Source organism: Labrys sedimenti, from assembly GCF_034424805.1.
Lineage (GTDB): Bacteria > Pseudomonadota > Alphaproteobacteria > Rhizobiales > Labraceae > Labrys > Labrys sedimenti.
The window spans coordinates 817,341-840,274 of record NZ_JAXOUF010000001.1 but is presented as its reverse complement, the minus strand read 5'-3'; the positions used below and the strand labels follow the sequence as shown (position 1 = coordinate 840,274).

The following is a 22,934-nucleotide window of genomic DNA, read 5'->3' as shown; positions in this document are numbered from 1 at the left end:
GGTAGATGCTGCATCGCACAACAATCATGCATTTTTTGCATGTCGTAATGCTGTCATCATTTAAAAATCGTCCATAATGGCAATGATGGCCTGACTGTGATGCGCACCGTGCATATCTTTTTCGGACTGTAGCGGCTGAGAGGCCCAGGGCGGGATATCGCAGAAAGTGGCGGTGGTATCGGCCGCATACCGCCAGCAGCGCTTGGTAATACCGCTCGGCGCAATTGGCAGGAGGCAGCCCTAATCCGGCACCCAAGAATGCTCGCCGAGACGTAGTGTACGTTACCCCGCCAGTAGTACCGCTATACACCAAAGTTGGACTTGGCTTCCCAAGGTGCCGGCATGCTATAGGGAACTCGAAAAATAGGAATAATCAAGAATCTTTGATGCGTTCACTGGCGTATTTATCGAAGATATATTCGAGTATAGATTCATTAAGATCCTATAAAATGTGATAAGTCTCATTTCATTTGGGGTTGTTTATTTATTTTGATTGGGTCCTGAGCTTACGTGACGCCGAAGTGCGCCGAACCCCTGGAAGGTTAGCGGGAGACTGAAGCAATGACGACGAATGGTTCAGGAGATGGCTCGGAGAAAAGAGCCCGAAAATATCTGCTGGTTGCGCGGATCGGGCCAAAGAGTCTTCACGCGAAGTGGCTGGCCACTGGTGTGGATAGAAATTATGATGTCTTTCTCAGCAGCTACGAACCCAACTCGCCCGCCATCCAGGAAGATGGGGTCTATTTTGAGCGTCGCTTAGGTAGAAAGGTTGCCGGCTATGACGGATTCTTGCGCGAAAACGCGAAGTTTATCAGTAGATATAAATATATATGCTTTCTTGATGAGGATATTGAGGCATCTCCAGCTGCCATCAATGGGATTTTTTCCCGCTGCGATCAGCACAATCTCAAGATTGCCCAACCGGCGCTGACATGGGATAGCCATTTCACCTATGCCTGCCTGCTTCGACAGAGACGGTACGCTCTGCGCTATGTCAATTTCGTGGAGATGATGTGTCCCGTCTTTCGGCGCGACATTCTCGAACGGATCGCGCCGCTCTACGCTCTTGGCTATGAAAGCGGCATCGACCTCATCTGGTGCAACCTCGTCGCTGAAAGCCCTCGCGATTTTGCCGTGATCGATGAATTTCCGGTTCGGCATACCGAGCCGGTGGGCGGCAACAAGAGTGCCAACGGTTTTGCCGACGGGCGGCTCTATGAGGACGATATCCACGCCATTCTTGCGCAGTTTCGCCTGCCCTGGCTGCGGGCCACGCCATTCTCGGCCGTTGGCCGGTCTGGACGTGAGTCGAGTGGCCGAAAAAGCTTGCTGCCATGGGCTCTCGTCCTGCTGGCGGCAGCGCCGCTGCGCAGACCGATGGCGGGGCGCCTGCGCGCCATTCTGGTTCATTGGCGCCATCTGTGGCTGGGAGCAGCCGGTAATATGCGCACCAAATTTCCCGTTGGCATTGCCGGGAGATTTGCTGGCGCCGCTGTACGCGCCACCCGAAGGCCGATGGAAATGACGGGGCGGCATATACCAATGCTGGGAATGCCACCTGTTCCTTCGCTGCGTTCAGGGTTGAGACGGCAGGCCGACCGGCGCGAAACCATATCGGCCGAAGGTGGCCTGACCTTCCGGCGAGAGGATCGCTAGCATCAGCGCCACGGCAGAGGCGTTGTCGGTGTGCGCCAGAGCCAGGCCATATTCGGGGCCGGTTTCATAGGCTTCGGGGACCTGGATGACCTCCAGGTTCGGCGTGGCCGCCTTGCGTTGCGCCGCTCCGCTGCAATAGCCCATCATCACGTTGATCTGCCCACTCTTGAAGCCATCGGCAATCGGATCCTGACCGGCGGGGATAGGCGCTGTCGAGCCACCAACGATCTTCTGGGCCTTGGCATCCAGCTTGGCGAAGGCGCCCGGGTTTCGCTTGTCGATCAACTGGAACATGGCCCAGGTATAGTCACCACCGGGGTCGGCCTTGGGCGTGGACGTGCCGAGCTTCACGGCAGGATCGAGCAGGCGCTCGGCAAAGTTGGTGCTGGCGAGCCTGGCTTCAGGCAGGGCGAAAGCACAAAGCCGGTTGCGGGTGAACATGACGACGGCACTCGCCTTGCCATCCTTCTGCAATTTGCGGGGACTAGCCATGTCCGCCGAAGCCAGGATGTCGACCTTGTCGCCCTGCTCGATTTTCTCCCGCATCAGGCCTGAAGGACCGAAGTCGGTGCGTACCTTGACGCCGCTCTTCCTGCTGAAATCCTGCGCGATGTCGGTCAACACCGCACGAAGGCTGCCGGCGCCATAAAGCACTACTTCGTCAGCCCGGGCAGCGGTGCTGGCGAGGGCCAGACCAGCGGCGAGCAGGATCCTGAACATTTGCTTCTCCCGGAAACGGAGCGGTCGCGCCGACTCGCTATATATGAATGGCTATAGCGTTAACCAGCGAAACACTCGTTTGGCAATGGCTTTGCCATGACGGGAGATCGGGGCGCCGACGTAAAGCGCAACCCGGAGCGCGGAATCTCTCCGGCTCTTGGCCGCGCATGTCCGCGGGCATCTGGGATGCAGACGAGGGCGCCCGCATCTTAAGGGGTTATTCGGCTGCTTCGCCTCGGCGCCCCTGGGGACGGCGCTCCATCACCTCGCGCAGGAAGCGCCCAGTATGGGAACGCGGTTCCCGGATGATCGCTTCCGGCGTGCCTTCGGCAACGACCTCGCCGCCACCGTCGCCGCCTTCCGGTCCCATGTCGATGACCCAGTCGGCCGTCTTGATGACTTCGAGATTGTGCTCGATCACCACCACGGTGTTGCCCTGGTCGACCAGTTCATGCAGCACTTCCAGGAGCTTGGCGACGTCGTGGAAATGCAGGCCTGTGGTTGGCTCATCGAGAATGTAGAGCGTGCGCCCGGTCGAGCGGCGCGCCAATTCCTTGGAGAGCTTGACGCGCTGGGCCTCGCCGCCCGACAGGGTGGTCGCCTGCTGGCCGACCTTGACATAGCCCAGCCCCACCCGCGCCAGCGTTTCCATGGTGTTGCGAATGTTCGGCACGGCCTTGAAGAATTCGGCTCCCTCGTCGACCGTCATGTCGAGCACGTCGGCGATCGACTTGTTCTTAAAGCGCACGTCCAACGTCTCGCGGTCGTAGCGCTTGCCCTTGCAGACGTCGCAGGTGACGTAGACGTCGGGCAGGAAGTGCATCTCGATCTTGATGACGCCGTCGCCCTGGCAGGCTTCGCAGCGCCCGCCCTTGACGTTGAAGGAGAAGCGTCCCGGCAGATAGCCGCGCGCCTTCGCCTCGGGCAGGCCGGCGAACCATTCGCGGATCGGCGTGAAGGCACCGGTATAGGTTGCCGGATTGGAACGTGGGGTGCGGCCGATCGGCGACTGGTCGATGTCGATGACCTTGTCGATCAGTTCCAGGCCATCGAGCTTGTCGTAGGGCGCCGGGTGCTCCAGCGCGCCGTTCAGCTTGCGGGCGACGGCCTTATAGATGGTATCGATCAGCAGGGTCGACTTGCCGCCACCCGAGACGCCAGTGACGCAAGTGAACAGGCCGAGCGGCACCTCGACCGAAACATCCTTGAGATTGTTGCCGCGAGCGCCGGTGAGCTTCAGCGCCTTGCCCTTCTGGCGCCTGCGCCGTTCGGCAGGCATGGGGACCGAGAGTTCACCGGTCAGATATTTGCCGGTGAGAGAGGCCGGATTGGCCATCACCTCGGCCGGTGTGCCCTGGGCTACGACACGCCCGCCATGCACGCCGGCACCGGGCCCGACATCGACAACGTAATCGGCCTGCAGGATGGCATCCTCGTCATGCTCCACCACGATGACGGTGTTGCCGAGTTCGCGAAGGCGCCGCAGCGTTTCGAGCAGGCGCTCATTGTCGCGCTGGTGCAGGCCGATGGATGGCTCGTCCAGCACATAGAGCACGCCGCTGAGGCCCGAGCCGATCTGGGAGGCCAGGCGGATGCGCTGGCTCTCACCACCCGACAGCGTGCCGGAATTGCGGGCCAGCGTCAGGTAATCCAGACCGACATCGACCAGGAAGCGCAGGCGCTCACGAATTTCCTTGAGGATGCGGACCGCGATCTCGTTCTGCTTGGTATTGAGCTCGGCCGGCAGTGCTTCGAACCAGTGCTGGGCCTGGCGCACCGACATCGCCGAGATTTCGCCGATATGCTTGTGCGTGACCTTCACGGCCAGGGATTCGGGCTTGAGGCGGAAGCCGGCACAGGCCTTGCAGGGCGTGTTGGCCATGAAGCGCGAAATATCCTCGCGCGCTTGCTCGGAATCGGTTTCCTTCCAGCGCCGCTCCAGATTGGTGACCACGCCCTCGAAGGCCTTGCGGGTCTCGTAGGAGCGCAGGCCATCGTCGAAGGAAAATACGATCTGTTCCTCGCCTGAGCCGTAGAGGAACACCTGCTGCACCTTTTCCGGCAGGTCCTTCCAGGGCGTAGTCACGCCGAATTTGTAGTGCTTGGCGAGGGCATCGACCGTCTGGCTGTAATAGGGGCTGGTCGATTTCGCCCAGGGGGCCAGCGCGCCCTTGCGCAGCGACAATGTCTCGTCCGGCACCACCAGGACAGGGTCGACCGTCATCTCGGTGCCGATGCCGTCGCAGCACGGGCAGGCACCAAAGGGATTGTTGAAGGAGAACAGCCGCGGCTCGATCTCCGGAATGGTGAATCCGGAGACGGGGCAGGCGAATTTCTGGCTGAACATCACACGCTTGGGCGAGCCGTCGGCCTCCTTCTGGTCGGCGAGTTCGACCACGGCGATGCCGTCGGCGAGTTCGAGCGCGGTCTCGAAGGAGTCGGCCAGGCGGCTGGCGATGTCGGCGCGGACCACGATGCGGTCAACCACCACGTCGAGATCATGCTTGAGCTTCTTGTCGAGGGCAGGGGCGTCGGCGATTTCATAGAAGGTGCCGTCGATCTTGACGCGCTGGAAGCCTCGCTTGAGGAAGTCGGCGAGTTCCTTGCGGTATTCGCCCTTGCGTCCACGCACGACGGGAGCAAGCAGGAACAGCCTGGTGCCTTCCGGCATGGCCATGACCCGGTCCACCATCTGGCTGACCGTCTGGCTTTCGATCGGCAGCCCGGTTGCCGGCGAATAGGGAATGCCGATGCGGGCCCAGAGCAGGCGCATATAGTCGTAGATCTCGGTGACCGTCGCCACCGTCGAGCGCGGATTGCGCGATGTGGTCTTCTGCTCGATCGAGATGGCGGGCGACAGGCCGTCGATCTGGTCGACGTCCGGCTTCTGCATCATTTCGAGGAATTGGCGCGCATAGGCCGACAGGCTCTCGACGTAGCGGCGTTGGCCCTCCGCATAGATGGTGTCGAAGGCGAGCGACGACTTGCCGGAGCCGGAAAGGCCGGTGAACACCACCAGCTTGTCGCGCGGGATTTCCAGATCGACATTCTTGAGATTGTGCTCGCGAGCGCCGCGCACGGTAATGAAGCGGCGATCGGCAGGCGATGGAACAGCGCTGCCGGAGATGGGGCGGCCAGACATACGGACGATCCTGTGGGCTTTTGCCGAGAGATAGGCTCTTTGGTCCGCAAATTGAAGGAGCAAGGACGAAAAGACAAGAACAATTCGTGAACTTATCCGCAGAATTTAGCAGCACGGTCCAAGGCCATACGTTATGCAGGCTCCATGATCGAGATCACCTCAACTTTGTCCATCGACGAGCGCGAAATCATCGAGGATTTCGTTCGCTCCTCCGGACCCGGCGGACAGAACGTCAACAAGCTGTCGACGGCGGTGCAGTTGCGTTTCGACATCCGCACTTCGCCCTCGCTGCCGAACGATGTCGCAATCCGGGCCCAGAAGCTCGCCGGCCGCAAGCTGACGCAGGAAGGGGTTGTCGTCATCCTCGCCCAGCGTTTCCGCACCCAGGAGCGCAATCGCGAAGATGCCCGCGAGAGGCTGGTCGCGCTTCTGCGCGAGGCGGCCACGCCGCCACCGCCGCCCCGCAAGGCAACCAAGCCTTCCAAAGCGGCCAAGGCGCGGCGCCTCGAGTCCAAATCGCGCCGCTCCAACGTCAAATCGCTGCGCGGCGGCAGGATCTCGATGGATTGAGATCGGGGGGCTGGTCTTTGGCGCAGCCGGAAACTTGGCGTTTACAGAAAAGCTTTGGCTGGTCCGAAGACAGGCCCCGATCTTACGCCAGGATCAGAGCCTTCACCTCGTCCATCGTCTCGGCGATGTGATCGGCGCCGGCGGCTACCAGGGTTTCCTCGCTCGGCGGCATATGGTGCAGCCCACCGACGAAGCCGATCGCCGTCATGCCGGCTGCCTTGGCCGCCTTGACGCCGACCACGCTGTCCTCGACCACCACGGTGTCGGCGGGGGCCGCACCCAGAGCCTTCGCTGCATGGAGAAACAGATCCGGTGCCGGTTTGCCCTGCGCTACGAGCTTCGCGCTGAAGATGTTGGGATAGACCAGTTCGAACAGGTTGGTGATGCTGAGGCCGAGGCCAAGCTTGGCGGGGGGGCTGTTGGAGGCCACGCAAAAGGGCATCGGCAGGCTCTGGAGGACCTCGCGCACGCCCGGAATGGGTTCCAGTCGGGCTATATAGGCTGCCCGAAGCATGCGACGCGTGGTCTCGGCATGGTCAGGCGGCAGCCTGAGACCGAAATCCTGCTCGAAGCGCTCTTCCAAAGCCTCCTGGGTCAGACCGAGGAAACGCTGCATCACGTCATGGGCGGTGACTTTGACGCCGAGCGCCGACAGGGCTTCGGCCTCGACTTCCGCCGACAGGATCTCGCTGTCGACGAGAACGCCATCGCAATCGAAAATCACCAGAGAGAAGGACATGGGAACCGCCTGATCCGAGAAGACGTGCAGAGGCCGGCGTGTCGCGATTCTTGTCAAGCCAGGTCCGAGCCGCAGGATGATGGCGCGCAGCCGTGAGTTCCGGCAAGTTCTTTCCAACGATTCGAGGCTGCCATGTCCATCATCCCGTCGCTGAGCCGCGAAGAAAGCTGGATGCGCAAGTCGGCGCTCCATTATCTCGGCCAGCGATCGACCAGCGTCGCCAATCTCCGTCTGGTCCTGCAGCGACGGGCGCGCCGCAAACTGGGGCCGGAAGTTGACGTCGTAGACCTGATCGAGCGCACGATCGACCATTGCCGGCAGCTCGGTTTCATCGACGACGCCAGTTTCGTGGAGGCACGCCTTCATGCCGGGCGCAGCCGCGGCCTTTCGGCTCGCCGGATCGGCGCTGCCTTGGCTGCCAAGGGCGTCGATCGCGCCTTGGTGGCCCAGGCGCTTGCAGGGGAGGACCGTGGTAAGGCCGAGGAGAGGGCTGCCGCCCGGCTGGCACAGCGCCGGCGCATCGGTCCCTGGCGACGGGCGGACAGGGACGCCGAGGTCGAGCGGGAAATCGCCATATTGGCACGCGGCGGCTTTGCCGTTTCGCTGGCCCGCCGCATCATTATCGCTGATCCAGACGAAATCCGCGCTCTTCTCGAGATTTGAAATCTTGCGCCCGCCGGCTGCGGCGTGTTTTGTATGATGAATACAGTCCTCTTGGCGGAATCGGCATGTTCGAACTTTTCTGGCGCGGCGTTGCGATCGGTGTTGGTGCAACGGTCCTGATGGATCTATGGGCGATCGTGCTGCACAAATTCTTCGGTGAGAACCTGCCCAACTGGGCCCCTGTCGGCCGATGGTTCTGGCATCTGAAAAAAGGCCGCGTCTTCCATGACGATATCGGCAAGGCCGAGCCCTATGCCCATGAATTGGCGTTGGGATGGATCGGCCATTACGTGGTCGGCATCCTCTATGGCGTGATCCTGGTGATCTTCGCCGGAGCCGCCTGGCTGGCGAACCCGACATTCCTGCCGGCCTGGATCCTCGGCATCGTCACGGTGGGCGCCGGCTGGTTCCTGCTGCAACCCGGGCTCGGCATCGGCTGGGCCGCGTCGAAAACACCCAATCCCACCAAGGTACGCCTGCTCAATCTGGTCGCGCATACGGTATTTGCGATCGGCCTGTGGGGGACGGCCCTGATCATCCGCTGACGGCTCAGGGCAGATCGCGCCAGGAGGCGAACATGGCGGCCTGGCCATGGCGGTTGCCGGCATCGTCGATCACTTCCCAAACTGTGGCATTCTCGATGAAGAAGCGCCGGCCTGATTTGGCGATGCGCACGCCGCGATAGTCGGCGATGAAACCCTGCCTTTTGACCGTATCGAGCAGGCGCTGGCGTTCGTCTCGATCCGGAAACTCCGCCGACAGACGGGATGGCAATTGCGTCAATTCTTCCCAATCATATTCAAAGCATGCTTGTACGGCCTTGTTCCCATAAATGAAAACGGGATCGGCATAGGTGTCATGGGCCAGAAGGCAGAAGGGCGCCTCGGCGTAGAGCCATGTCGCGTCTGCCCGCTCGCCCGGCGGAGTTGGAAAAAGCCCGCGCCCCGTCAGGCGGCGGAGGCTGCGGTCGAGCAGGGCGGCGAAATCCGGATTGCCGGCAAGAGCCGGCCAGGTTGCTGCGAGCCCAAGGGGGAATGTCATGAGCGGATGGTGGTTGAAGGGATGAGCCCGTACGGCCTGCTCGCCAAAGCGAGAGCCGCGGGTTGTATGCCGCGAATGTCGCCGCCTCGCGGCAACCGGTCAAGCCCGGCAGCCGAAATTGATCAGACAAAATTTTCCATCCGACTTGCGACTGACATGTTAGTCTGTTATCGGTAGTTGCATATTGAAAAATCGATGAAAGACAGGGATGACGCACCACCGTTTTGGCCTTTCAGCGGCATTGGCCACGCCCTTCGATGGCCAAGGGCAGGTTGACGTCGCCCGTGCCGTCGCCCATGCGCGCTGGTGCCTCGCCAATGGCTGCGGCAGCGTTACGCTGTTCGGTACCACCGGGGAGGGGGCCTCGATCGCGTCGACTGAACGTGAAATTCTGCTGTCGGCTTTCCTGGCTGACGGCATCGAGGCGCGGCAGATCGTGGTGGGCGTGATGGCGAATGCCATTGCCGATGCAGCGGCTCAAGCCCGGCAGGCTCTCGATGTCGGTTGCCGTGGCGTGCTGCTGGCACCGCCTTCTTATTTCAAGGGCTTGCAGGACGATGGCCTGTTCACCTGGTTTGCCGCCGTGTTCGAGGCGGTCGGGCCGAAAGCGAGGGACGTCTATCTCTACAACATTCCCTCGGTTACCGCCGTGGAGCTTTCGGTGGACCTGATCGGGCGACTGAAGCAGGCGTTCCCGTCGGTGGTGGCCGGCGTCAAGGATTCCTCGGGCAATTGGCCGTTTACGCAGTCTCTGCTGGAAGCCCATGGTGACCTTGCCATCCTGATCGGCGACGAGAGAGGCCTGGCGGCGGGCGTGCGCATGGGCGGGCAGGGGGCGATTTCCGGCATGGCGAATATCTGTCCCGGGCGCCTGCTTGCCATGGTTCACGAAGGACGGGACGACGCAGGGGTGGTCGCCTTCGTCGACGAACTCCTCCACTATCCGGTCATCCCGGCGATTAAGGCGATGGTTGCCTATCGTACCGGCGATGCAGCATGGTCGGCAACACGGGCGCCGTTGGTGACGTTGCCCGAGCATGATGCCAAGAAGCTGGCTGGCCTGTTTGACCGCATCGGGCAAACGAAGGCGGCCTAGAGAGGCGTCAAAACAGAAGCTGGAGAAGAGTGCGGTTCGAAAAATCGCATTTGCTCCGGATCAGGGAGGGGGCGGATGGAAGAAGGCGGCGAACCGCTGCGGTTGCGGGAAAAGGCCTATGCCAGTTTCACCCGCCATCTGCTGGCGCGCGATGTCCGTCCCGGACAGTTCGTATCCCAGCGCGAACTGGTGGCGCTGACCGGCCTGCCGCTTGGAGCAATCCGTGAACTCGTGCCGCGCCTGGAAGCGGAGGGCTTGCTCTCCACCATTCCCCAGCGTGGCATCCAGATCGCCCATATCGACCTCAACCTCATCAAGGACGCTTTCCAGTTCCGCCTCTTCCTGGAGAAGGAGGCCGTGGCTCTTTTCACGGTGTCGGCCTCCGATGGCCTGCTGGCGAAGCTGCGCCGCGAGCACGAGGACATGCTGGCCCGGGGGCTGTCGGAAGATCTGGCCCCCGAGATGGTGGAACAAGCGCAGGCGACCGACTGGAACCTGCATGACACCATCATCGATTCCATCGGCAACGAGATCATCGCCAAGGCCTATCGCGTCAACTCGATCAAGATGCGCCTGATCAACCAGGAGCGTTTCCGTATCGATGGCAGGGTGGTGCCGGTGATGCGCGAGCACCTTGCCATCCTCGATGCCATTGAGAGCCGCGAGCCGCAAAAGGCGGTGGACGCCATTGCCGAACACATCAACAACGCCCGTGCCCTGGCGCTCAAGGTCTAGCGCCGGGACGATACACAAGACAGACGATCCAGAAGAAGCTTTGGGAGGAGGAACCTATGAGTTTTGATTTGTTGAAGCCGTCGCGCCGGCAATTCCTGGCCGGTTCCGCCGCACTCGGCGCTGCCGGCCTCGCCGGTATCCGGCCGGCCTTCGCGGCAGTCGACTGGAAGAAATATGCCGGCACCACGCTCGAGGTGAACCTGATCAAGAGCCCGCGTGGCGATACGCTGCAGAAATACCAGAAGGAATTCGAGGAACTTACCGGCATCAAGGTCAATGCCGAGCAGACGCCGGAGCAGCAGCAGCGCCAGAAGGCCGTGATCGAGCTGACCTCCGGCAAGCCGAGCTTCGACGTCATCCATGTCAGCTATCACGTCCAGAAGCGCCAGTTCGAGAAAGCCGGCTGGCTGGCCGATCTCGGCCCCTTCCTCAAGAACCCCGAACTGACGGATCCCACCCTGGTCGAGAGCGATTTCGCCGCTGCGGGCCTGGCCTTCGCCAAGGACAGGAATGGCCGCTTCGGTGCGTTGCCCTTCTCGGTGGATTACTGGATCGTCTATTGGAACAAGGACCTGTTCGCCGCCAAGGGGCTTGAATATCCCAAGACCTTCGAGGAGATGGTCAAGGCGGCCGAAACCATCACCGATGCCAGCAACAACATTGCGGGCTTCGTGGCGCGGGGCGCCAAGAATGCCAATGTGCCGGTGTGGACCAGCTTCCTGCTCGGCAATGGCAAGAACCCCGTCGGTGCCGACGGTTCGCTGCAGACCGACAGCCCGGAGGCGATCGAGGCTGCCGCGCTCTACCAGCGCCTGATGACCAAGTCGGCCCCGCGTGGGGTTACCGGCTTCAACTGGGCCGAATGCCAGTCCGCCTTCCTGCAGGGCAAGGTCGGCATGTGGCTCGACGGTGTCGGCTTTGCCCCGCCGCTGGAGAATCCGCAGAAGTCCCGCGTGGTCGGCAAGGTCGGCTATGGTGTGATGCCCAAGGGGCCGGCTGCGCAGGCCTCCGCCACCTTCGGCGACGGCATCGGCGTCACCGAGGCCTCGGCCAAGAAGGAAGCGGCCTATCTCTATTGCCAGTGGGCGATTTCCAAGGAAATGGGGGCTCGGCTGCTGCAGGCCGGAGCGGGCGTGCCGTTCCGCAATTCGATCCTGAACGACGCCAAGGTGCGCGAAGGCGTGACCATGCCCGGCGCCTGGGTGGACTGCGTGGCGCAATCCGCACCGATCAGCCAGCTCGGGCTTCCCGTGATCATCCCGGTCACCGAGTTCCGGGATATCATCGGCGTGGGGTTGACCAATCTGCTCGGGGGCGGCGATCCGGCGACCGAGATGAAGAAGGCGACGGAAGCCTTCAAACCCGTGCTCGCCCGCAGCGAGGCGCAATGAGCGCCGAAAGCCCGGCCGTGGCGTCCGTCCAGGCGAACAACAGTGCGTCCGGCCCGCTGAGGCAGGGCTATTGGCCCTTCATCCTGCCGGCACTCATACTCGTGGCGGCGGTGATCGTCTTTCCCTGGCTGTTTACCATCGGCATGAGCGCGAATGCCTGGCAGGTCGGCTCGGCGCCGCGCTTCGTCGGGCTGGAGAACTATATCCGCCTGGCCGGCGACATCCGGTTCTGGGAGTCGATGTGGCACACGCTGACCTACACCGTGCTCTCGGTGGTGGCGCCGCTGGTCCTGGGCACGCTGGCTGCACTGGTGTTCGATTCGAAGATGCCCTTGCGTGGCGTGCTGCGCGGCATCTTCGTGATGCCGATGATGGCCACCCCCGTCGCTGTCGCCCTGGTGTGGACCATGATGTTCCATCCCCAGCTCGGCGTCTTGAACTACCTCTTGTCGCTGGTGGGCATTCCGCCTCAGGCCTGGATCTTCGAGCAGGGCACGGTGATCCCGTCGCTTGTGCTGGTGGAAACCTGGCAATGGACGCCGCTGATCATGCTCATCGTGCTCGGCGGGCTGGCTTCCATGCCGCGCGAGCCTTTCGAGGGCGCCGAGATCGACGGGGCCAATGCCTGGCAGAAATTCCGCTACATCACGCTGCCGCTGATCCTGCCCTTCATGATGATCGCGGTGATCATCCGCTCGATCGACGCGCTCAAGAGCTTCGACATCATCTATGCGATGACGCAGGGCGGTCCGGGCACGGCCTCGGAGACCATCAACCTCTATCTCTACAACGTGGCCTTCTCCTATTACGACATCGGCTACGGCTCGGCGATCGCCGTGGTGTTCTTCATCATCATCATCATGATGTCGCTGGTGCTGCTGCATCTGCGCCAGCGCGCGAAATGGAATGCTTGAGGCCAGGATGATGAGGATTTGGATGATGAAATTTCGGACGATCAAGCTTCGAGATCTCCCACGCCTCGCCGGCACGTTGTTCCTCGGCTTTGTCGTGGTGTCGCCCGCCCTACTGTTCTTCATCTGGATGCTGTCGCTCTCGCTGAAATACGAGATCGACAACGGAGCCTATCCGCCGATCCTGATCCCCGAGCAATTCGCCTGGTCGAACTACACCGAGATCTTCGCCACCAATGATTTCCTGCGCTATTTCTGGAACAGCGTGGTCGTGACCGGCGCGGCCACGGTGCTGGCGCTGATCGTCGGCGTGCCGGCGGGCTATGGCATCGCCCGCATCAAGGCCGACAAGGCGGCGATGGTGATCATGATCGCCCGCATGACGCCGGGCCTCTCCTTCCTGATCCCGATGTTCCTCCTGTTCCAGTCGCTCGGCCTGCTCGGCACGTTGTGGCCGCAGATCATCATCCACCTGGTGGTGACGATCCCGATCGTGATCTGGATCATGATCGGCTATTTCGAGACCACGCCTCTGGAACTGGAGGAGGCGGCGATGATCGACGGCGCCTCGCGCTGGCAGATCTTCTACAAGGTGGCGCTGCCGATCGCCAAGCCGGGCATCGTGGTCTCCCTCATCCTGGCCGTGATCTTCTCCTGGAACAATTTCGTCTTCGGCATCGTGCTGGCCAGCCGAGAGACACGCACGCTGCCCGTCGCCGTCTACAACATGCTGTCCTTCGAGCAGGTGAGCTGGGGCCCGCTCGCCGCCGCGGCGCTGGTGGTGACGCTGCCGGTATTGCTGCTGACCTTGTTCGCCCAACGCCAGATCGTGGCGGGCCTGACGGCGGGGGCGGTTAAGTAGGCGGCTGGTGTTTTCCCAGCAGGCTGAATCGAATGAGAGAAGTGTGGCTTCAGGGATGGGAGATTCGGTGGGATGCATTGGAGGCGGCATCCGCGTTGCAACGGCGAAGCGGATTCGCGTAGGGGGAATGACCTGCGGGCAATTGGATCCGTTTGCGGGTAAAAGGCCCGATTTGAAAGGGGCGGGGGTACTAGGACCGTTCCCTCCACTCGCAGTATGCGGCCCTAATCGCCTTGTAGGTGCCATAAGCGCACACAAGTAATATCAAGGCTGTAATGGCGATATGCATTGGGCTGGCAATCGATAATAGGTTCTTCAATACGACAAGGGTGATCCAGACACCGATCACCGCAATCGCCGTAAGCTACAGCTTTTTCATTCCTTCATATCTCTCTGATTTATTTTGGGAACTGAATTGCTGTGCACCAATTGTTGCGCGCGCTTTCGCCGAAGAAAAACCCGGCGAGATGGCTCGCCGGGTTCGAAGCTGCTGCGTGAGGAGATGGCTCAGGCCTGCCCGATCGGCGGGATGCGCAGCACCCAGCCGGGGAGGATGTGGTCGGGATCCTTGACCGGCGGGGTATTGGCCTTGACGATCTCCTTGTAGAGATTGCCTTTGCCCTTGCCGTAATGCTTCTCCGCGATGGCCCAGAGCGTGTCGCCCTTCACCACCGTATACATGGTCGAGGGCGTTCCTGGGGTGTTGACGCCGAGCTGGCTGTCGACCTGCGCCACGCCATTGTTGTTGCCGGCGGTGAGAATGATCTTCTCGGCGACTTCCTGGGACGGCGCCATGCCACCCAAGACGACCTTATCTCCATCCACCGATACATTCAGGCCTTCGGCCTTGAGGCCGGCTTCCTCGATCTGCTTTTTCACCAGCGCGGCAATGTCGGTGGGAGCCGCTGCCGCTGGCGCTGCTGGCGCCGCCTCGGCCTTGCTCGAACCGAACATTTTATGGCCGGCGTCCTTGATGAAATTGAACAGTCCCATGTTCACTCCAGGCGTGTTAGGCAAAATTACCTAGCGGCAGGCTAGCATGGAACGGTTGTGTGGTCACACGGATTCGAGTGTGACGGAGCCGGCAAGTGCAGTGCCTGTCGAAGAGATTGCCAGCGTAGTCAAGAAGGACAAAAAAAGCCTGTCTTTGTGGTGAAGCGACATCGAGTAGGCGCTTCTTGTGCGCGAATACTGGTCCGGCGTGCATTGAGAGACGGGCTTCGGCATGGTCGCGGCAATAGCGACGTGATGCCGAAACAGTTCGAGATCAGCGATGGATGGCGACGGCACGAGCCGGGAATCCGGATCCCCCTTTGGCCTTGGGCCAGCTTGCCATGATCAGGGCGCCGGCTTCCGGCAAGGCGTCGAGGTTGGCGAGCAGCTCGATCTGCCAGCGATCACGCGACAGCACGTAATGCTCAAGGCTGAAATCGCCCTTCGATGTTGCCATGCCGGGATCAGTGTCGATCTGCTCGTGGCCGATTGCGGCGATGCCCCGCCCCTCGAATAGCTCTTCGAGTACCGCTCGCGACCAGCCGGGACAATGGGAAACGCCGTCTGCCGAGCGATTGTAGAAGTGCTCATTGTCAGGCCAGCGCTTCGACCACCCGGTGCGCAGGGCCACGAAGCAGCCTGCGGGAATGGTGCCGTTGCGGCTCTCCCAGGCTGCGAGATCGGCGAGTTCCGGCGTGGCATCGGCATTGCCGGCAACCCTCTCTCGAATGTCCAGCACCACCAGGGGCAGCAGCATGTCGGTGACTGGTAGGTCGTCTACGGCGCGTCCGCCCTCGATGAAATGCACGGGCGGATCGACATGCGTGCCCCATTGCCCGACAAAGGCATAGCGATGCACCTGGAAGGCATCGCCCTTGGGATAGTCGAACACGAGCTGGCGCTCCTCGTCCGGGAAGGCCGAGAAGCGGGGTTGCCCGGGGTGGAAGGCGTGGCTCAGATCGGTGAAGATCGCGCCGGCGAATGCGGCGCGATAGACCTCCCACAAGGACAGGGAAGTGGCCATGTCAGGGCTCCGCGACGAAGGAGGGCGCGGCCTCTCCGGCGAGCGTGAGCTTGCCGCCCTTCACACCGATCACCGAGACCGACTTGTCCGGCACCGAGACGTTCGGGCGATAGGTTATCGTACCCGTCACGCCATCGAGGCCGGAGGTGGCCGCGAGCGCATCGCGGATCTTGGCGGGCTCGGGCGCTCCGGCGCGCTTGACGGCGTCGGCCATCAGTTTCACGGCATCGTAGCCGAGCGCGGCAAAGGCATTTTCCGGCGCGGTGTTGTAGGCCTTCTGGTAGGCGTCCATGAAGGCCTTCACCTTGGCGCTGGCGCCGTCGCCGATGAAGGCGTGGGTGGTGAAATAGGTGTCGTTGGCGGCCTCGCCACCCACCTGCAGCAGCAAAGGCGTATCGTAGCCGTCGCCGCCCACCACAGGCAGGGTGATGCCGGCCTGACGCAACTGCTTGAGGATGAGGCCGATTTCCTCCGCATTGGCGGCCGCATAGATGAAGGCTGGTTTCTCGGGCAGGGCCTTGATCTTGGCGATCTGGGCCGTGAAGGTCTTGTCGCCGATCTTGTAGCTGTCCTTGCCGACGATCTTGCCGCCGCCATGCTCATAGGCCTTGACGAAATAGTCCGAGAGCAGGGTGGTGTATTCGGTGCCGATATCCGTGAGCAGATAGCAGGTCTTGGCGTTCAGCGTCTTCAGCGCGAACTCGGCTCCGACGGCTGCCTGGACATTGTCGCCAAAGGCGGCGAGGAAAACCTCGTTGCCGAGCTGAGCCGGCAGCTTGGGCGAGGTGGCCCCGGGGGTGACGAAGGGGATTTCCGCCTTCTGGACCTGGGGACCGATGGCGAGCACCGAATCCGAATCCGCAAAACCGATGATGCCGACGACCTTGTCGCTGTCGATCATCTGGCTGGCGACGGTCGAGATCACGGTGGCGTCCGATTTGGAATCGTAGGTCACCAGCTCGATCGGCCGGCCCAGCACGCCGCCGGCGGCATTGATCTCCTGCGCCGCCAGCTTGGCGCCGTTCAGCATCGGCCCGTCCAGCGAGGCCTGCACACCGGTAAGATTGGCCGAATAGCCGATCTTGATCGGATCGGCCGCGAGCGCGGGTCCCGCATGTACCAGCAAGGCGGCGGCCGACAGGCCTAGGGCGAGGGTTCTGCGTCTGCTCAACGTCAACATCTGGTCACCTCTCAATTGATGGACTGCTCGCCGATGTTTTGGTCGCCCCGAATGTCAGTTCGCGGTCGCCCATGATCCCCTTCGGCCGGAAGATCATGATCAGGATGAAGACGATGCCGAGCACGATCTGGCTCGCCCCGAACAGAGGCGGCACGGTCACGCCGAGCAGGCTGAAGCCGCGCTCGGCGGAGCGCAGCACCTCGGACAGCAAGGAGACGCAGACGACGCCGATCAAGGCGCCGGAAAGCGAGCCCATGCCGCCCAGGACGAGCATGGCGATCAGGTTCAGCGTCATGGCGAAATAGAAGGTGATCGGCGAGAAGGAGCCGAGATAATGGGCATAGAGCGAACCGCCGACGCCCGCGAAGAAGGCCCCGATCACGAAGGCGATCAGCCGCGTGCGCAGCACGTCGATGCCGACGGCGCCGGCGGCGATGGTGTCGTCTCTGACGGCCATCATCGAGCGGCCGAAAGGCGAATAGACCAGGCGCGCCAGCAAGATGAGCGTCACCACCAGCCAGGCTATCACCCAGGGCAGGTTGGTCTGCAGGGGCACGCCGGTGAAGGTGCGCGAGCCGCGGGTGAAATCGGCCGCATTGATCAGCACGACATTGACGATGATGAGAAAACCCATCGTCGCCACCGAGACGAAATAGCCCGACAGCCGCATCAGGGGATAGCCGACGATCACCGCGAGCAGGGCGGTGAACAGGCCCGCCGCCAGTGTGGCCGGCAGGAAGGGCAGGCTGAAGCTCGACAGCAGCGCCGGCAGATGCGGCAGCAGGGCAGCCTTCTGTTGCACCGTCAGCGACAGGATGCCCGAGGCATAGGCGCCGGCACCGACGAAGCCGACATGGCCCAGCGAGAACACGCCGGTGAAGCCATTGCTCAGCGAGAGCGAGAGAACCAGGACCGAGTTGAGAGCGATCAGGATCAGGATGCGCGTGAAATAGTCGCTCAGTACCAGGGGAGCGCCGACGGCAATCGCACCGGCAACCACCAAGCCGACGGCCGCGAGCAGGGGAATGGGCAGGCCGGCTTTCATAGCTTTATCTCTCGATTGGGCTGCAGCAGGCCGCCGGGACGGAACAGCAGGAAGGCGATCAGCAGGCTGAAAACGATGGCGTCGCGGTAGGGCGTCACCGCATCCGGCAGGAAGGCGACGATGAAGATCTCGAGGGCGCCGAGCATATAGCCGCCGACAAGAGCGCCCGAGATCGAGCCGAAGCCGCCGATGATGGCGGCGACGAAGGCCTTCAGCAAGGGCGTGAAGCCCATCTGGGGTTGGACCACGCCGGCCTGGGCGGCCCAGAGAACGCCGGCGAGCCCGGCATAGGCGGAGGCAACCACGAAGGCGATCACGATCACCCGGTTGACGTCGAGGCCGACGAGATGGGCGGCGGACATGTCTTCGGCTGCCGCGCGCATACCGAGCCCGATGGTGGTGCGGGTGATGAACCAGCCGAGGCCCAGCAGCGACAGGAAGGAGAGAGCGATGGTCAGGATGTTGATGTTGGTGAAGGTGATGGCGCCATCCGCCAATTGCCAGGAGCCGTTGAGCAAATCGGGCAGGGGAAAATTGCGCGGCGAAGAGGTGAAGGCCAGGATGCCGAGATTTTCCAGGATATAGGTGACGGCGAGGCTGGTCAGCAGCCGCGTCACGTCCGGCGCGTTGCGGATCGGCCGGTAGGCGATGCGCTCGATCACGAAGCCGGCCAGGGCCGCCGCGAGGATGCCACAGAGCATGGCGAGGGCAAAAGGCATGCCGGCCACGCCGAGGATCACGGTGGTGAAGGCGCCCACCATCATCACATCGCCATGGGCGAAATTGGTCAGCTTGAGCACGCCGAAGACGATGGAGAGGCCGACCGCGACCAGGGCATAGAGACTGCCCAGGCTGACGGCATTGATGATCTGCTGGAGGATATATTCGAAGCTGTTCATTCATCCGCCCCCAGATAGGCCTGCGCCACGCGGTCATTGGCCGTCAGTTCGGCGGAGCTGCCGGAGAGCACCACGCGGCCGGTGCGCAGCACATAGGCCCTGTCGGCCAGTTCGAGGGCGATCGCGATGTTCTGTTCGACCAGCAACATGGTCATGCCCTGGCGCTTGAGTTCGGACAGCGCATCGAAGATGTGGCGGACCAGCAGGGGAGCCACGCCGAGCGAGGGTTCGTCGAGCAGCAGGAGGCGAGGGGCCGCCATCATGGCGCGGGCGAGGGCAAGCTGCTGCTGCTCGCCGCCCGAGAGCGTGCCGGCCAATTGCGCCAGGCGCTGCTTGAGGATCGGAAACAGGGCGAACATGCGTTCCTGGTCGCGGCCGATGCCGTCGCGATCCCGCCGCGTGCAGGCGCCGAGGCGCAGATTGTCGGCCACCGTCAGGCCGCCGAACAGGCGCCGGCCCTCCGGACTATGGGAGATGCCGATCCGCACGATCTCGGCGGGCGGAAGGGTTGCGATCGCCTGGCCCGCGAAGGTGATGGCTCCGGCTTTTAGACGATTCAGGCCGGAGATCGTGCGCAAGGTCGTGCTCTTGCCGGCGCCGTTGGCGCCGACCAGGGCAACGACTTCGCCCTGGCCGACATCGAGGGAGACACCCTTGAGCGCACGGACCGCGCCGAAATTGACTTCGAGCCCGTCGATCCGGAGCAAGGGAGAGGAGGAACGGGCATCAGGCATGGCCGAGATAGGCCTCCCGGACCCTGCTGTTGTTGCGCACTTCCGCGGGCGTTCCGGTGCAGATGACCTCGCCGGTGGCCAGGACCTGGATGCGCTCGCACAGAGTCATGATCAGATCCATGTCATGCTCGACCACCACGACGGCGATGCCGTAGCGATCCCGGATAGCCCGGATCAACCCGGCGAGGACACGGGTCTCGTTGGAATCGAGCCCAGCGGCGGGCTCGTCGAGCAGCAGCAGCCGTGGCTGAGTTGCCAGAGCACGGGCGATTTCAAGCCGGCGCTGGTCGCCATAGGGCAGGGCCGATGCCGGTTGCCGAGCCTTCGGCTGGAGGGCCATCAGGTCGAGCAATTCATCGGCAGAGCGCTGGGCGGCATCCAGGCGCTCGCGGTAGTGTGCGCCCCGCAGGATCGCCGCCAAGGGGCCGATGGGATGGCGAAGCTGGGCCGCAGCCAGCACATTGTCCCGCACGCTCAGCGAGCCGAACAGGCGAGAGCCCTGAAAGGTTCGGGCGATGCCCCGCTCGACGATGGCAGCCGTCGACAGGCCGGCGATCGATTGGCCCAGGAACTCGATCGTGCCGGCGTTGGGGCGCGAGAAGCCCGTCACCAGATTGAAAAAAGTGCTCTTGCCCGATCCGTTCGGGCCGATGATGCCGACGATCTCGCCGGCCCGCACGCTGATGGCCTGATTGCGCAGGGCGACTAGGCCGCGAAAGGCCTTGGTAAGATCGGCCGTGCGCAGCAGGGGGGCGACTTGCGACGAGGTCGGTTCAGCCATCGCTGCGCCTCCACGGGGCCGCCAGTTCTTTGACCAACTCGTCGGTGCTGGCCTGCCGGCAATAGCCCTTGAAGGCGCTCAGGGCCCGCTCGTGTCGCTCGGGTGTATCGGTGGTGCAGGCGTCGACGGGGCAGACCATGCGAAAGCCGCGATCGGCGCCGTCGCGCACGGTGTGGTCGATGCATTGATCGGTCAGGAATCCCGTTACCACGAGGGTGTCGAGCCCGATATTGCGGACGAGATATTCGAAATTGGTGGAGTTGAAGAGGCTGGACGAGGTTTTCGGCAGCACCATGTCGTCCGGGCCGGGCGCGAGCTCGGCGATGACGCGGGTTTCCGGGCTGCCGGGGGCGAAATGGAAGCCGGTCTGCTTGTAGTCGAGGCTGCGATCGCGACCGTCCCGGGTCAGGCTGGCGATGACGGTATAGACGATCTCGGTGCCTGCAGCCCGGCCGGCGGCCAGCAGGCGTGCAATGTTCGGAATGGCGACATCGCGGGCCGAGCGGTAGAAATAGGGCCGTGTTGCCTCGGCTTGTGCGTTGAAGATGCCGTCCTGTGTGTCGATCACCAGGATGGCGGTCCGAACGGGATCGAGGGGCGCCTTGCGATCGGGGATCATCGGCCGGTCTCCAGGCTGAAGCGAGCATAGGCGGCATTCAGGATGGGCGCCAGGCGCTCCGCCCAGGCCGCCTGGCCCGATGCATCGGCGATGAGGTCCTGGCGGATCTCGAACTCGACATAGGGCAATCGTCGCTCCTCACCGTGGACGGGCACGGAATAGTCCTCGGCCATGTTGACGCCATAGGGCTCGTTGCGCCCGATCACGAGATCGCGCTGATTGGCCAGTTCAGCGAGAACCAGATCCGAGAATTGCCTGTTGTCGTGAAAGCAAAGGCCGACATGCCAGGGGCGCGGCGCGGGAGCGGCTAAAAGGGAGGGCGTGAAGCTGTGCATCGACACCAGGATCAGGGGCAGGCGGGCCGCGAGCTTATGATCGATGTGGGTGGATATAGCGGCATGATAGGGTTCGACGATCTCGCGGATACGAGCCTGGCGGTCATCGGCCGTGGGATCCCGGTTGGCCGGCACAGTCGTTCCGTCGGAAATTGGCGTCATGAAGCTCGGCGAGTCGAGCCGCCGGTTGCACTCGGCCACCAGGCGCGAATAACGCTGGAATATCAGGGGCGCCCGCAGCCGATCGGAGAGGTCCTTGCTGACGCCCAGGATGCCGATGTCGATACCGATATGGCGGTCGAGCTCTGATTGCGGTAGGCCCAATCTCGCCAGGGCGGCGGGAACCGCATTGCCGGCATGGTCGCAGATGATCAGGAAGGGCGAGAAGGCCTCTTCATTGTGCAAGCCGACCGGCGGTGGATCGCCGGCAGCGAGCAGGCCGGTCGGGGGAGGTCGCAGGGGCGAAATCATCAATAGGCCCTCGCATAGAGGGCGCAGAGGTCTTCCAGGCCTGTGTCCCCGGCCATTTCGATCTCGCCGCGCTTGTGCATGAGATAGGCCTCGGTCAGAACCGGACCGAGCCAGGCGGTGGCTGCGGTGTCTGCCTTCAAGGCGTCCAGGGCTTCGTCCAGGCTGCGAGGCAGGTCGCCGATGCCGCGTTCGGCTCGTTCCGTTGCATTCCAGCGCCCGGGATCGCCGCTGGAGATGAAGGGGGCGGGCAGGGCGTCCCGTATGCCCGAAAGACCGGCAAAGACCAGCACGGCCAGCTGCAGATAGGGGCTCGCAGTGGCATCGGCGCCGCGATACTCGATGTTGTAACGCTTGGCGACGTCGATGCCCTCGATCTCGGGATAGGGGCAGATGCGCAAAAGCGCCTCGCGGTCCCGATCGGCGAGATTGGCATAATAGGCCGACCAGGAATGCGGCTTCAGCCGCTCATAGGAGATCACGCTCGGTGCGGTGACGGCACACAGGGCGCGAGCATGTCGCAGGATGCCGGCGCAGAAGGAAGCGCAGATCTCGCTCATGCCTCCCGGTCGTCCAGGCTGATAGCAGACAGGCTTGCCGGTAAGATCGGTCAGGCTGAAATGGATATGCACGCCATTGCCGACGATGCCCGGTGTCACCACGGGCGAGAAACTGGCATGGCTGCCATGGCGGCGGGCCAGAGAGCGGCAGATCTCGCGGAGTTTCACCGCCTGATCGGCCGCCTTCAGGCCTTCGGCGGGATCGATGGTGATTTCATACTGCCTTGGGCCATATTCTGGTAGGAACGTATCGGGGACAATATCGTTGGCGCGCAGGGTAGCCAGGAAGGAGCCGATGAAGCCTTCCATGCCCCTGAGGCTGCTGGCGGCGTAGGAGTCGCCCGGGCGTTCTTCTCCGGCCTCGTACCAGAATTCATGCTCGAAGCTGGCGATGAGGCGCAGGCCCGCCTCTGCTTCGAGTGCTGCGAGGGCTCGCTTGAGCAGGTTGCGCAGGCAGCAATCCCAGGGAGTGCCCGCCATGGTCGTGATGTCGCCGAGGATGATGTGCTCGGCGGGCGTGCCGTCGTCATAGGGCAGGCGGATATCCCCGCCGGGTTGCGGCACCAGCATGAGATCGCCTTCCGCGCCGAAAGGAGTGGCGGGAATGCGGCCGAAGCAATTGATCATGATGTTGGTCGGGGTCCAGCCGACACCGAAGCGACGGCGGTTCTCCAGGTCGGCTGCGGGAAATCCCTTGCCCCTGACCTGGCCGGCAATGTCGCTGCAGCAGACCGTGATGATTCTCTCAGGCCTTGTTGCCATTGGCGTGC

General features: G+C 62.8%; 23 protein-coding genes. 9 read left to right on the top strand and 14 right to left on the bottom strand.

The annotated features are described in order from the left end of the window. Positions 1-561: 561 nt before the first annotated feature. The gene (locus U1R88_RS03950; RefSeq protein WP_322430061.1) at positions 562-1,656 is read left to right on the top strand and encodes a hypothetical protein; all 1,095 of its coding nucleotides are present in this window, start codon (positions 562-564) and stop codon (positions 1,654-1,656) included. Here the strand turns inward: U1R88_RS03950 and U1R88_RS03945 are convergent. Both U1R88_RS03945 and uvrA read right to left on the bottom strand, forming a co-directional pair. Next, positions 1,576-2,376: an extracellular solute-binding protein gene (locus U1R88_RS03945; protein WP_322430060.1), complete on the bottom strand. Its 801-nt coding sequence runs from the start codon at positions 2,374-2,376 to the stop codon at positions 1,576-1,578. The two genes, U1R88_RS03950 and U1R88_RS03945, sit on opposite strands and share 81 nt — an antisense overlap. A 217-nt stretch (positions 2,377-2,593) precedes the next feature. Continuing rightward, a complete protein-coding gene (gene uvrA, locus U1R88_RS03940; RefSeq protein WP_322430059.1) occupies positions 2,594-5,518 on the bottom strand; it encodes an excinuclease ABC subunit UvrA in 2,925 nt (974 codons plus the stop codon). 144 nt (positions 5,519-5,662) lie between these two features. Here uvrA and arfB point away from each other — a divergent pair, with 144 nt between their 5' ends. After that, positions 5,663-6,088, top strand: a complete 426-nt coding sequence (gene arfB / locus U1R88_RS03935; protein ID WP_068284801.1) for an alternative ribosome rescue aminoacyl-tRNA hydrolase ArfB — start codon at positions 5,663-5,665, stop codon at positions 6,086-6,088. An 82-nt stretch (positions 6,089-6,170) separates the two neighbouring features. Here arfB and U1R88_RS03930 read toward each other — a convergent pair whose 3' ends face one another. Continuing rightward, positions 6,171-6,827: an HAD-IA family hydrolase gene (locus tag U1R88_RS03930; protein WP_322430058.1), complete on the bottom strand. Its 657-nt coding sequence runs from the start codon at positions 6,825-6,827 to the stop codon at positions 6,171-6,173. A 132-nt stretch (positions 6,828-6,959) separates the two neighbouring features. On the opposite strand from U1R88_RS03930, the gene U1R88_RS03925 reads away from it, so the two are divergent. Both U1R88_RS03925 and U1R88_RS03920 read left to right on the top strand, forming a co-directional pair. Continuing rightward, positions 6,960-7,490, top strand: coding sequence for a regulatory protein RecX (locus U1R88_RS03925; RefSeq protein WP_322430057.1), 531 nt, complete (start codon positions 6,960-6,962; stop codon positions 7,488-7,490). A gap of 65 nt (positions 7,491-7,555) precedes the next feature. Then, positions 7,556-8,035: a DUF2938 domain-containing protein gene (locus tag U1R88_RS03920; protein WP_322430056.1), complete on the top strand. Its 480-nt coding sequence runs from the start codon at positions 7,556-7,558 to the stop codon at positions 8,033-8,035. A gap of 4 nt (positions 8,036-8,039) precedes the next feature. Here U1R88_RS03920 and U1R88_RS03915 read toward each other — a convergent pair whose 3' ends face one another. Further along, a complete protein-coding gene (locus U1R88_RS03915) occupies positions 8,040-8,531 on the bottom strand; it encodes an MEKHLA domain-containing protein (protein WP_322430055.1) in 492 nt (163 codons plus the stop codon). A gap of 208 nt (positions 8,532-8,739) precedes the next feature. Between U1R88_RS03915 and U1R88_RS03910 the strand changes: the two genes are divergently transcribed. The 5 genes from U1R88_RS03910 (at position 8,740) to U1R88_RS03890 (ending at position 13,526) form a co-directional block, all read left to right on the top strand. Further along, a complete protein-coding gene (locus U1R88_RS03910) occupies positions 8,740-9,627 on the top strand; it encodes a dihydrodipicolinate synthase family protein (protein ID WP_322430054.1) in 888 nt (295 codons plus the stop codon). A gap of 75 nt (positions 9,628-9,702) precedes the next feature. Next, positions 9,703-10,362, top strand: coding sequence for a GntR family transcriptional regulator (locus U1R88_RS03905; protein WP_068284811.1), 660 nt, complete (start codon positions 9,703-9,705; stop codon positions 10,360-10,362). 56 nt (positions 10,363-10,418) lie between these two features. Beyond that, on the top strand, positions 10,419-11,753 hold the full coding sequence (locus U1R88_RS03900; RefSeq protein WP_322430053.1) for an ABC transporter substrate-binding protein: 1,335 nt from the start codon (positions 10,419-10,421) through the stop codon (positions 11,751-11,753). Then, positions 11,750-12,667: a carbohydrate ABC transporter permease gene (locus tag U1R88_RS03895; protein ID WP_425545380.1), complete on the top strand. Its 918-nt coding sequence runs from the start codon at positions 11,750-11,752 to the stop codon at positions 12,665-12,667. The genes U1R88_RS03900 and U1R88_RS03895 overlap by 4 nt, the downstream gene beginning before the upstream one ends. A gap of 25 nt (positions 12,668-12,692) precedes the next feature. Then, the gene (locus U1R88_RS03890) at positions 12,693-13,526 is read left to right on the top strand and encodes a carbohydrate ABC transporter permease (protein WP_322430503.1); all 834 of its coding nucleotides are present in this window, start codon (positions 12,693-12,695) and stop codon (positions 13,524-13,526) included. A 507-nt stretch (positions 13,527-14,033) separates the two neighbouring features. Here U1R88_RS03890 and lysM read toward each other — a convergent pair. The 10 genes from lysM to U1R88_RS03840 form a co-directional block, all read right to left on the bottom strand. Next, positions 14,034-14,519, bottom strand: coding sequence for a peptidoglycan-binding protein LysM (lysM, locus tag U1R88_RS03885; RefSeq protein WP_068284818.1), 486 nt, complete (start codon positions 14,517-14,519; stop codon positions 14,034-14,036). A gap of 274 nt (positions 14,520-14,793) precedes the next feature. Next, the gene (locus U1R88_RS03880; protein WP_322430052.1) at positions 14,794-15,543 is read right to left on the bottom strand and encodes a cyclase family protein; all 750 of its coding nucleotides are present in this window, start codon (positions 15,541-15,543) and stop codon (positions 14,794-14,796) included. A 1-nt stretch (position 15,544) separates the two neighbouring features. After that, a complete protein-coding gene (locus tag U1R88_RS03875) occupies positions 15,545-16,723 on the bottom strand; it encodes an ABC transporter substrate-binding protein (protein WP_322430051.1) in 1,179 nt (392 codons plus the stop codon). A 4-nt stretch (positions 16,724-16,727) separates the two neighbouring features. Then, on the bottom strand, positions 16,728-17,768 hold the full coding sequence (locus U1R88_RS03870; RefSeq protein ID WP_322430050.1) for a branched-chain amino acid ABC transporter permease: 1,041 nt from the start codon (positions 17,766-17,768) through the stop codon (positions 16,728-16,730). Continuing rightward, complete coding sequence (locus U1R88_RS03865; RefSeq protein WP_322430049.1) at positions 17,765-18,667, bottom strand: branched-chain amino acid ABC transporter permease; 903 nt, start codon at positions 18,665-18,667, stop codon at positions 17,765-17,767. The genes U1R88_RS03870 and U1R88_RS03865 overlap by 4 nt, the downstream gene beginning before the upstream one ends. After that, positions 18,664-19,401, bottom strand: a complete 738-nt coding sequence (locus U1R88_RS03860) for an ABC transporter ATP-binding protein (RefSeq protein ID WP_068284836.1) — start codon at positions 19,399-19,401, stop codon at positions 18,664-18,666. The genes U1R88_RS03865 and U1R88_RS03860 overlap by 4 nt, the downstream gene beginning before the upstream one ends. Then, positions 19,394-20,182 carry an ABC transporter ATP-binding protein gene (locus U1R88_RS03855; protein WP_322430048.1) on the bottom strand — a complete coding sequence of 263 codons (789 nt, stop codon included), beginning with the start codon at positions 20,180-20,182 and terminating at the stop codon, positions 19,394-19,396. Before U1R88_RS03855 ends, U1R88_RS03860 begins: the two co-directional genes overlap by 8 nt. Then, on the bottom strand, positions 20,175-20,801 hold the full coding sequence (locus U1R88_RS03850) for a cysteine hydrolase family protein (RefSeq protein ID WP_322430047.1): 627 nt from the start codon (positions 20,799-20,801) through the stop codon (positions 20,175-20,177). The genes U1R88_RS03855 and U1R88_RS03850 overlap by 8 nt, the downstream gene beginning before the upstream one ends. Then, the gene (locus tag U1R88_RS03845) at positions 20,798-21,607 is read right to left on the bottom strand and encodes an N-formylglutamate amidohydrolase (protein WP_322430046.1); all 810 of its coding nucleotides are present in this window, start codon (positions 21,605-21,607) and stop codon (positions 20,798-20,800) included. The genes U1R88_RS03850 and U1R88_RS03845 overlap by 4 nt, the downstream gene beginning before the upstream one ends. Continuing rightward, on the bottom strand, positions 21,607-22,926 hold the full coding sequence (locus U1R88_RS03840) for a glutamine synthetase family protein (RefSeq protein ID WP_322430045.1): 1,320 nt from the start codon (positions 22,924-22,926) through the stop codon (positions 21,607-21,609). Before U1R88_RS03840 ends, U1R88_RS03845 begins: the two co-directional genes overlap by 1 nt. Positions 22,927-22,934: the final 8 nt, after the last annotated feature.

What these genes read in the sequence shown, in the direction of transcription:
- U1R88_RS03950 (WP_322430061.1), top strand. Translation starts at nt 562, where the DNA reads ATGACGACGAATGGTTCAGGAGATGGCTCGGAGAAAAGAGCCCGAAAA.
- U1R88_RS03945 (WP_322430060.1), bottom strand. Translation starts at nt 2,376, where the DNA reads ATGTTCAGGATCCTGCTCGCCGCTGGTCTGGCCCTCGCCAGCACCGCT.
- uvrA (WP_322430059.1), bottom strand. Translation starts at nt 5,518, where the DNA reads ATGTCTGGCCGCCCCATCTCCGGCAGCGCTGTTCCATCGCCTGCCGAT.
- arfB (WP_068284801.1), top strand. Translation starts at nt 5,663, where the DNA reads ATGATCGAGATCACCTCAACTTTGTCCATCGACGAGCGCGAAATCATC.
- U1R88_RS03930 (WP_322430058.1), bottom strand. Translation starts at nt 6,827, where the DNA reads ATGTCCTTCTCTCTGGTGATTTTCGATTGCGATGGCGTTCTCGTCGAC.
- U1R88_RS03925 (WP_322430057.1), top strand. Translation starts at nt 6,960, where the DNA reads ATGTCCATCATCCCGTCGCTGAGCCGCGAAGAAAGCTGGATGCGCAAG.
- U1R88_RS03920 (WP_322430056.1), top strand. Translation starts at nt 7,556, where the DNA reads ATGTTCGAACTTTTCTGGCGCGGCGTTGCGATCGGTGTTGGTGCAACG.
- U1R88_RS03915 (WP_322430055.1), bottom strand. Translation starts at nt 8,531, where the DNA reads ATGACATTCCCCCTTGGGCTCGCAGCAACCTGGCCGGCTCTTGCCGGC.
- U1R88_RS03910 (WP_322430054.1), top strand. Translation starts at nt 8,740, where the DNA reads ATGACGCACCACCGTTTTGGCCTTTCAGCGGCATTGGCCACGCCCTTC.
- U1R88_RS03905 (WP_068284811.1), top strand. Translation starts at nt 9,703, where the DNA reads ATGGAAGAAGGCGGCGAACCGCTGCGGTTGCGGGAAAAGGCCTATGCC.
- U1R88_RS03900 (WP_322430053.1), top strand. Translation starts at nt 10,419, where the DNA reads ATGAGTTTTGATTTGTTGAAGCCGTCGCGCCGGCAATTCCTGGCCGGT.
- U1R88_RS03895 (WP_425545380.1), top strand. Translation starts at nt 11,750, where the DNA reads ATGAGCGCCGAAAGCCCGGCCGTGGCGTCCGTCCAGGCGAACAACAGT.
- U1R88_RS03890 (WP_322430503.1), top strand. Translation starts at nt 12,693, where the DNA reads ATGAAATTTCGGACGATCAAGCTTCGAGATCTCCCACGCCTCGCCGGC.
- lysM (WP_068284818.1), bottom strand. Translation starts at nt 14,519, where the DNA reads ATGGGACTGTTCAATTTCATCAAGGACGCCGGCCATAAAATGTTCGGT.
- U1R88_RS03880 (WP_322430052.1), bottom strand. Translation starts at nt 15,543, where the DNA reads ATGGCCACTTCCCTGTCCTTGTGGGAGGTCTATCGCGCCGCATTCGCC.
- U1R88_RS03875 (WP_322430051.1), bottom strand. Translation starts at nt 16,723, where the DNA reads ATGTTGACGTTGAGCAGACGCAGAACCCTCGCCCTAGGCCTGTCGGCC.
- U1R88_RS03870 (WP_322430050.1), bottom strand. Translation starts at nt 17,768, where the DNA reads ATGAAAGCCGGCCTGCCCATTCCCCTGCTCGCGGCCGTCGGCTTGGTG.
- U1R88_RS03865 (WP_322430049.1), bottom strand. Translation starts at nt 18,667, where the DNA reads ATGAACAGCTTCGAATATATCCTCCAGCAGATCATCAATGCCGTCAGC.
- U1R88_RS03860 (WP_068284836.1), bottom strand. Translation starts at nt 19,401, where the DNA reads ATGCCTGATGCCCGTTCCTCCTCTCCCTTGCTCCGGATCGACGGGCTC.
- U1R88_RS03855 (WP_322430048.1), bottom strand. Translation starts at nt 20,182, where the DNA reads ATGGCTGAACCGACCTCGTCGCAAGTCGCCCCCCTGCTGCGCACGGCC.
- U1R88_RS03850 (WP_322430047.1), bottom strand. Translation starts at nt 20,801, where the DNA reads ATGATCCCCGATCGCAAGGCGCCCCTCGATCCCGTTCGGACCGCCATC.
- U1R88_RS03845 (WP_322430046.1), bottom strand. Translation starts at nt 21,607, where the DNA reads ATGATTTCGCCCCTGCGACCTCCCCCGACCGGCCTGCTCGCTGCCGGC.
- U1R88_RS03840 (WP_322430045.1), bottom strand. Translation starts at nt 22,926, where the DNA reads ATGGCAACAAGGCCTGAGAGAATCATCACGGTCTGCTGCAGCGACATT.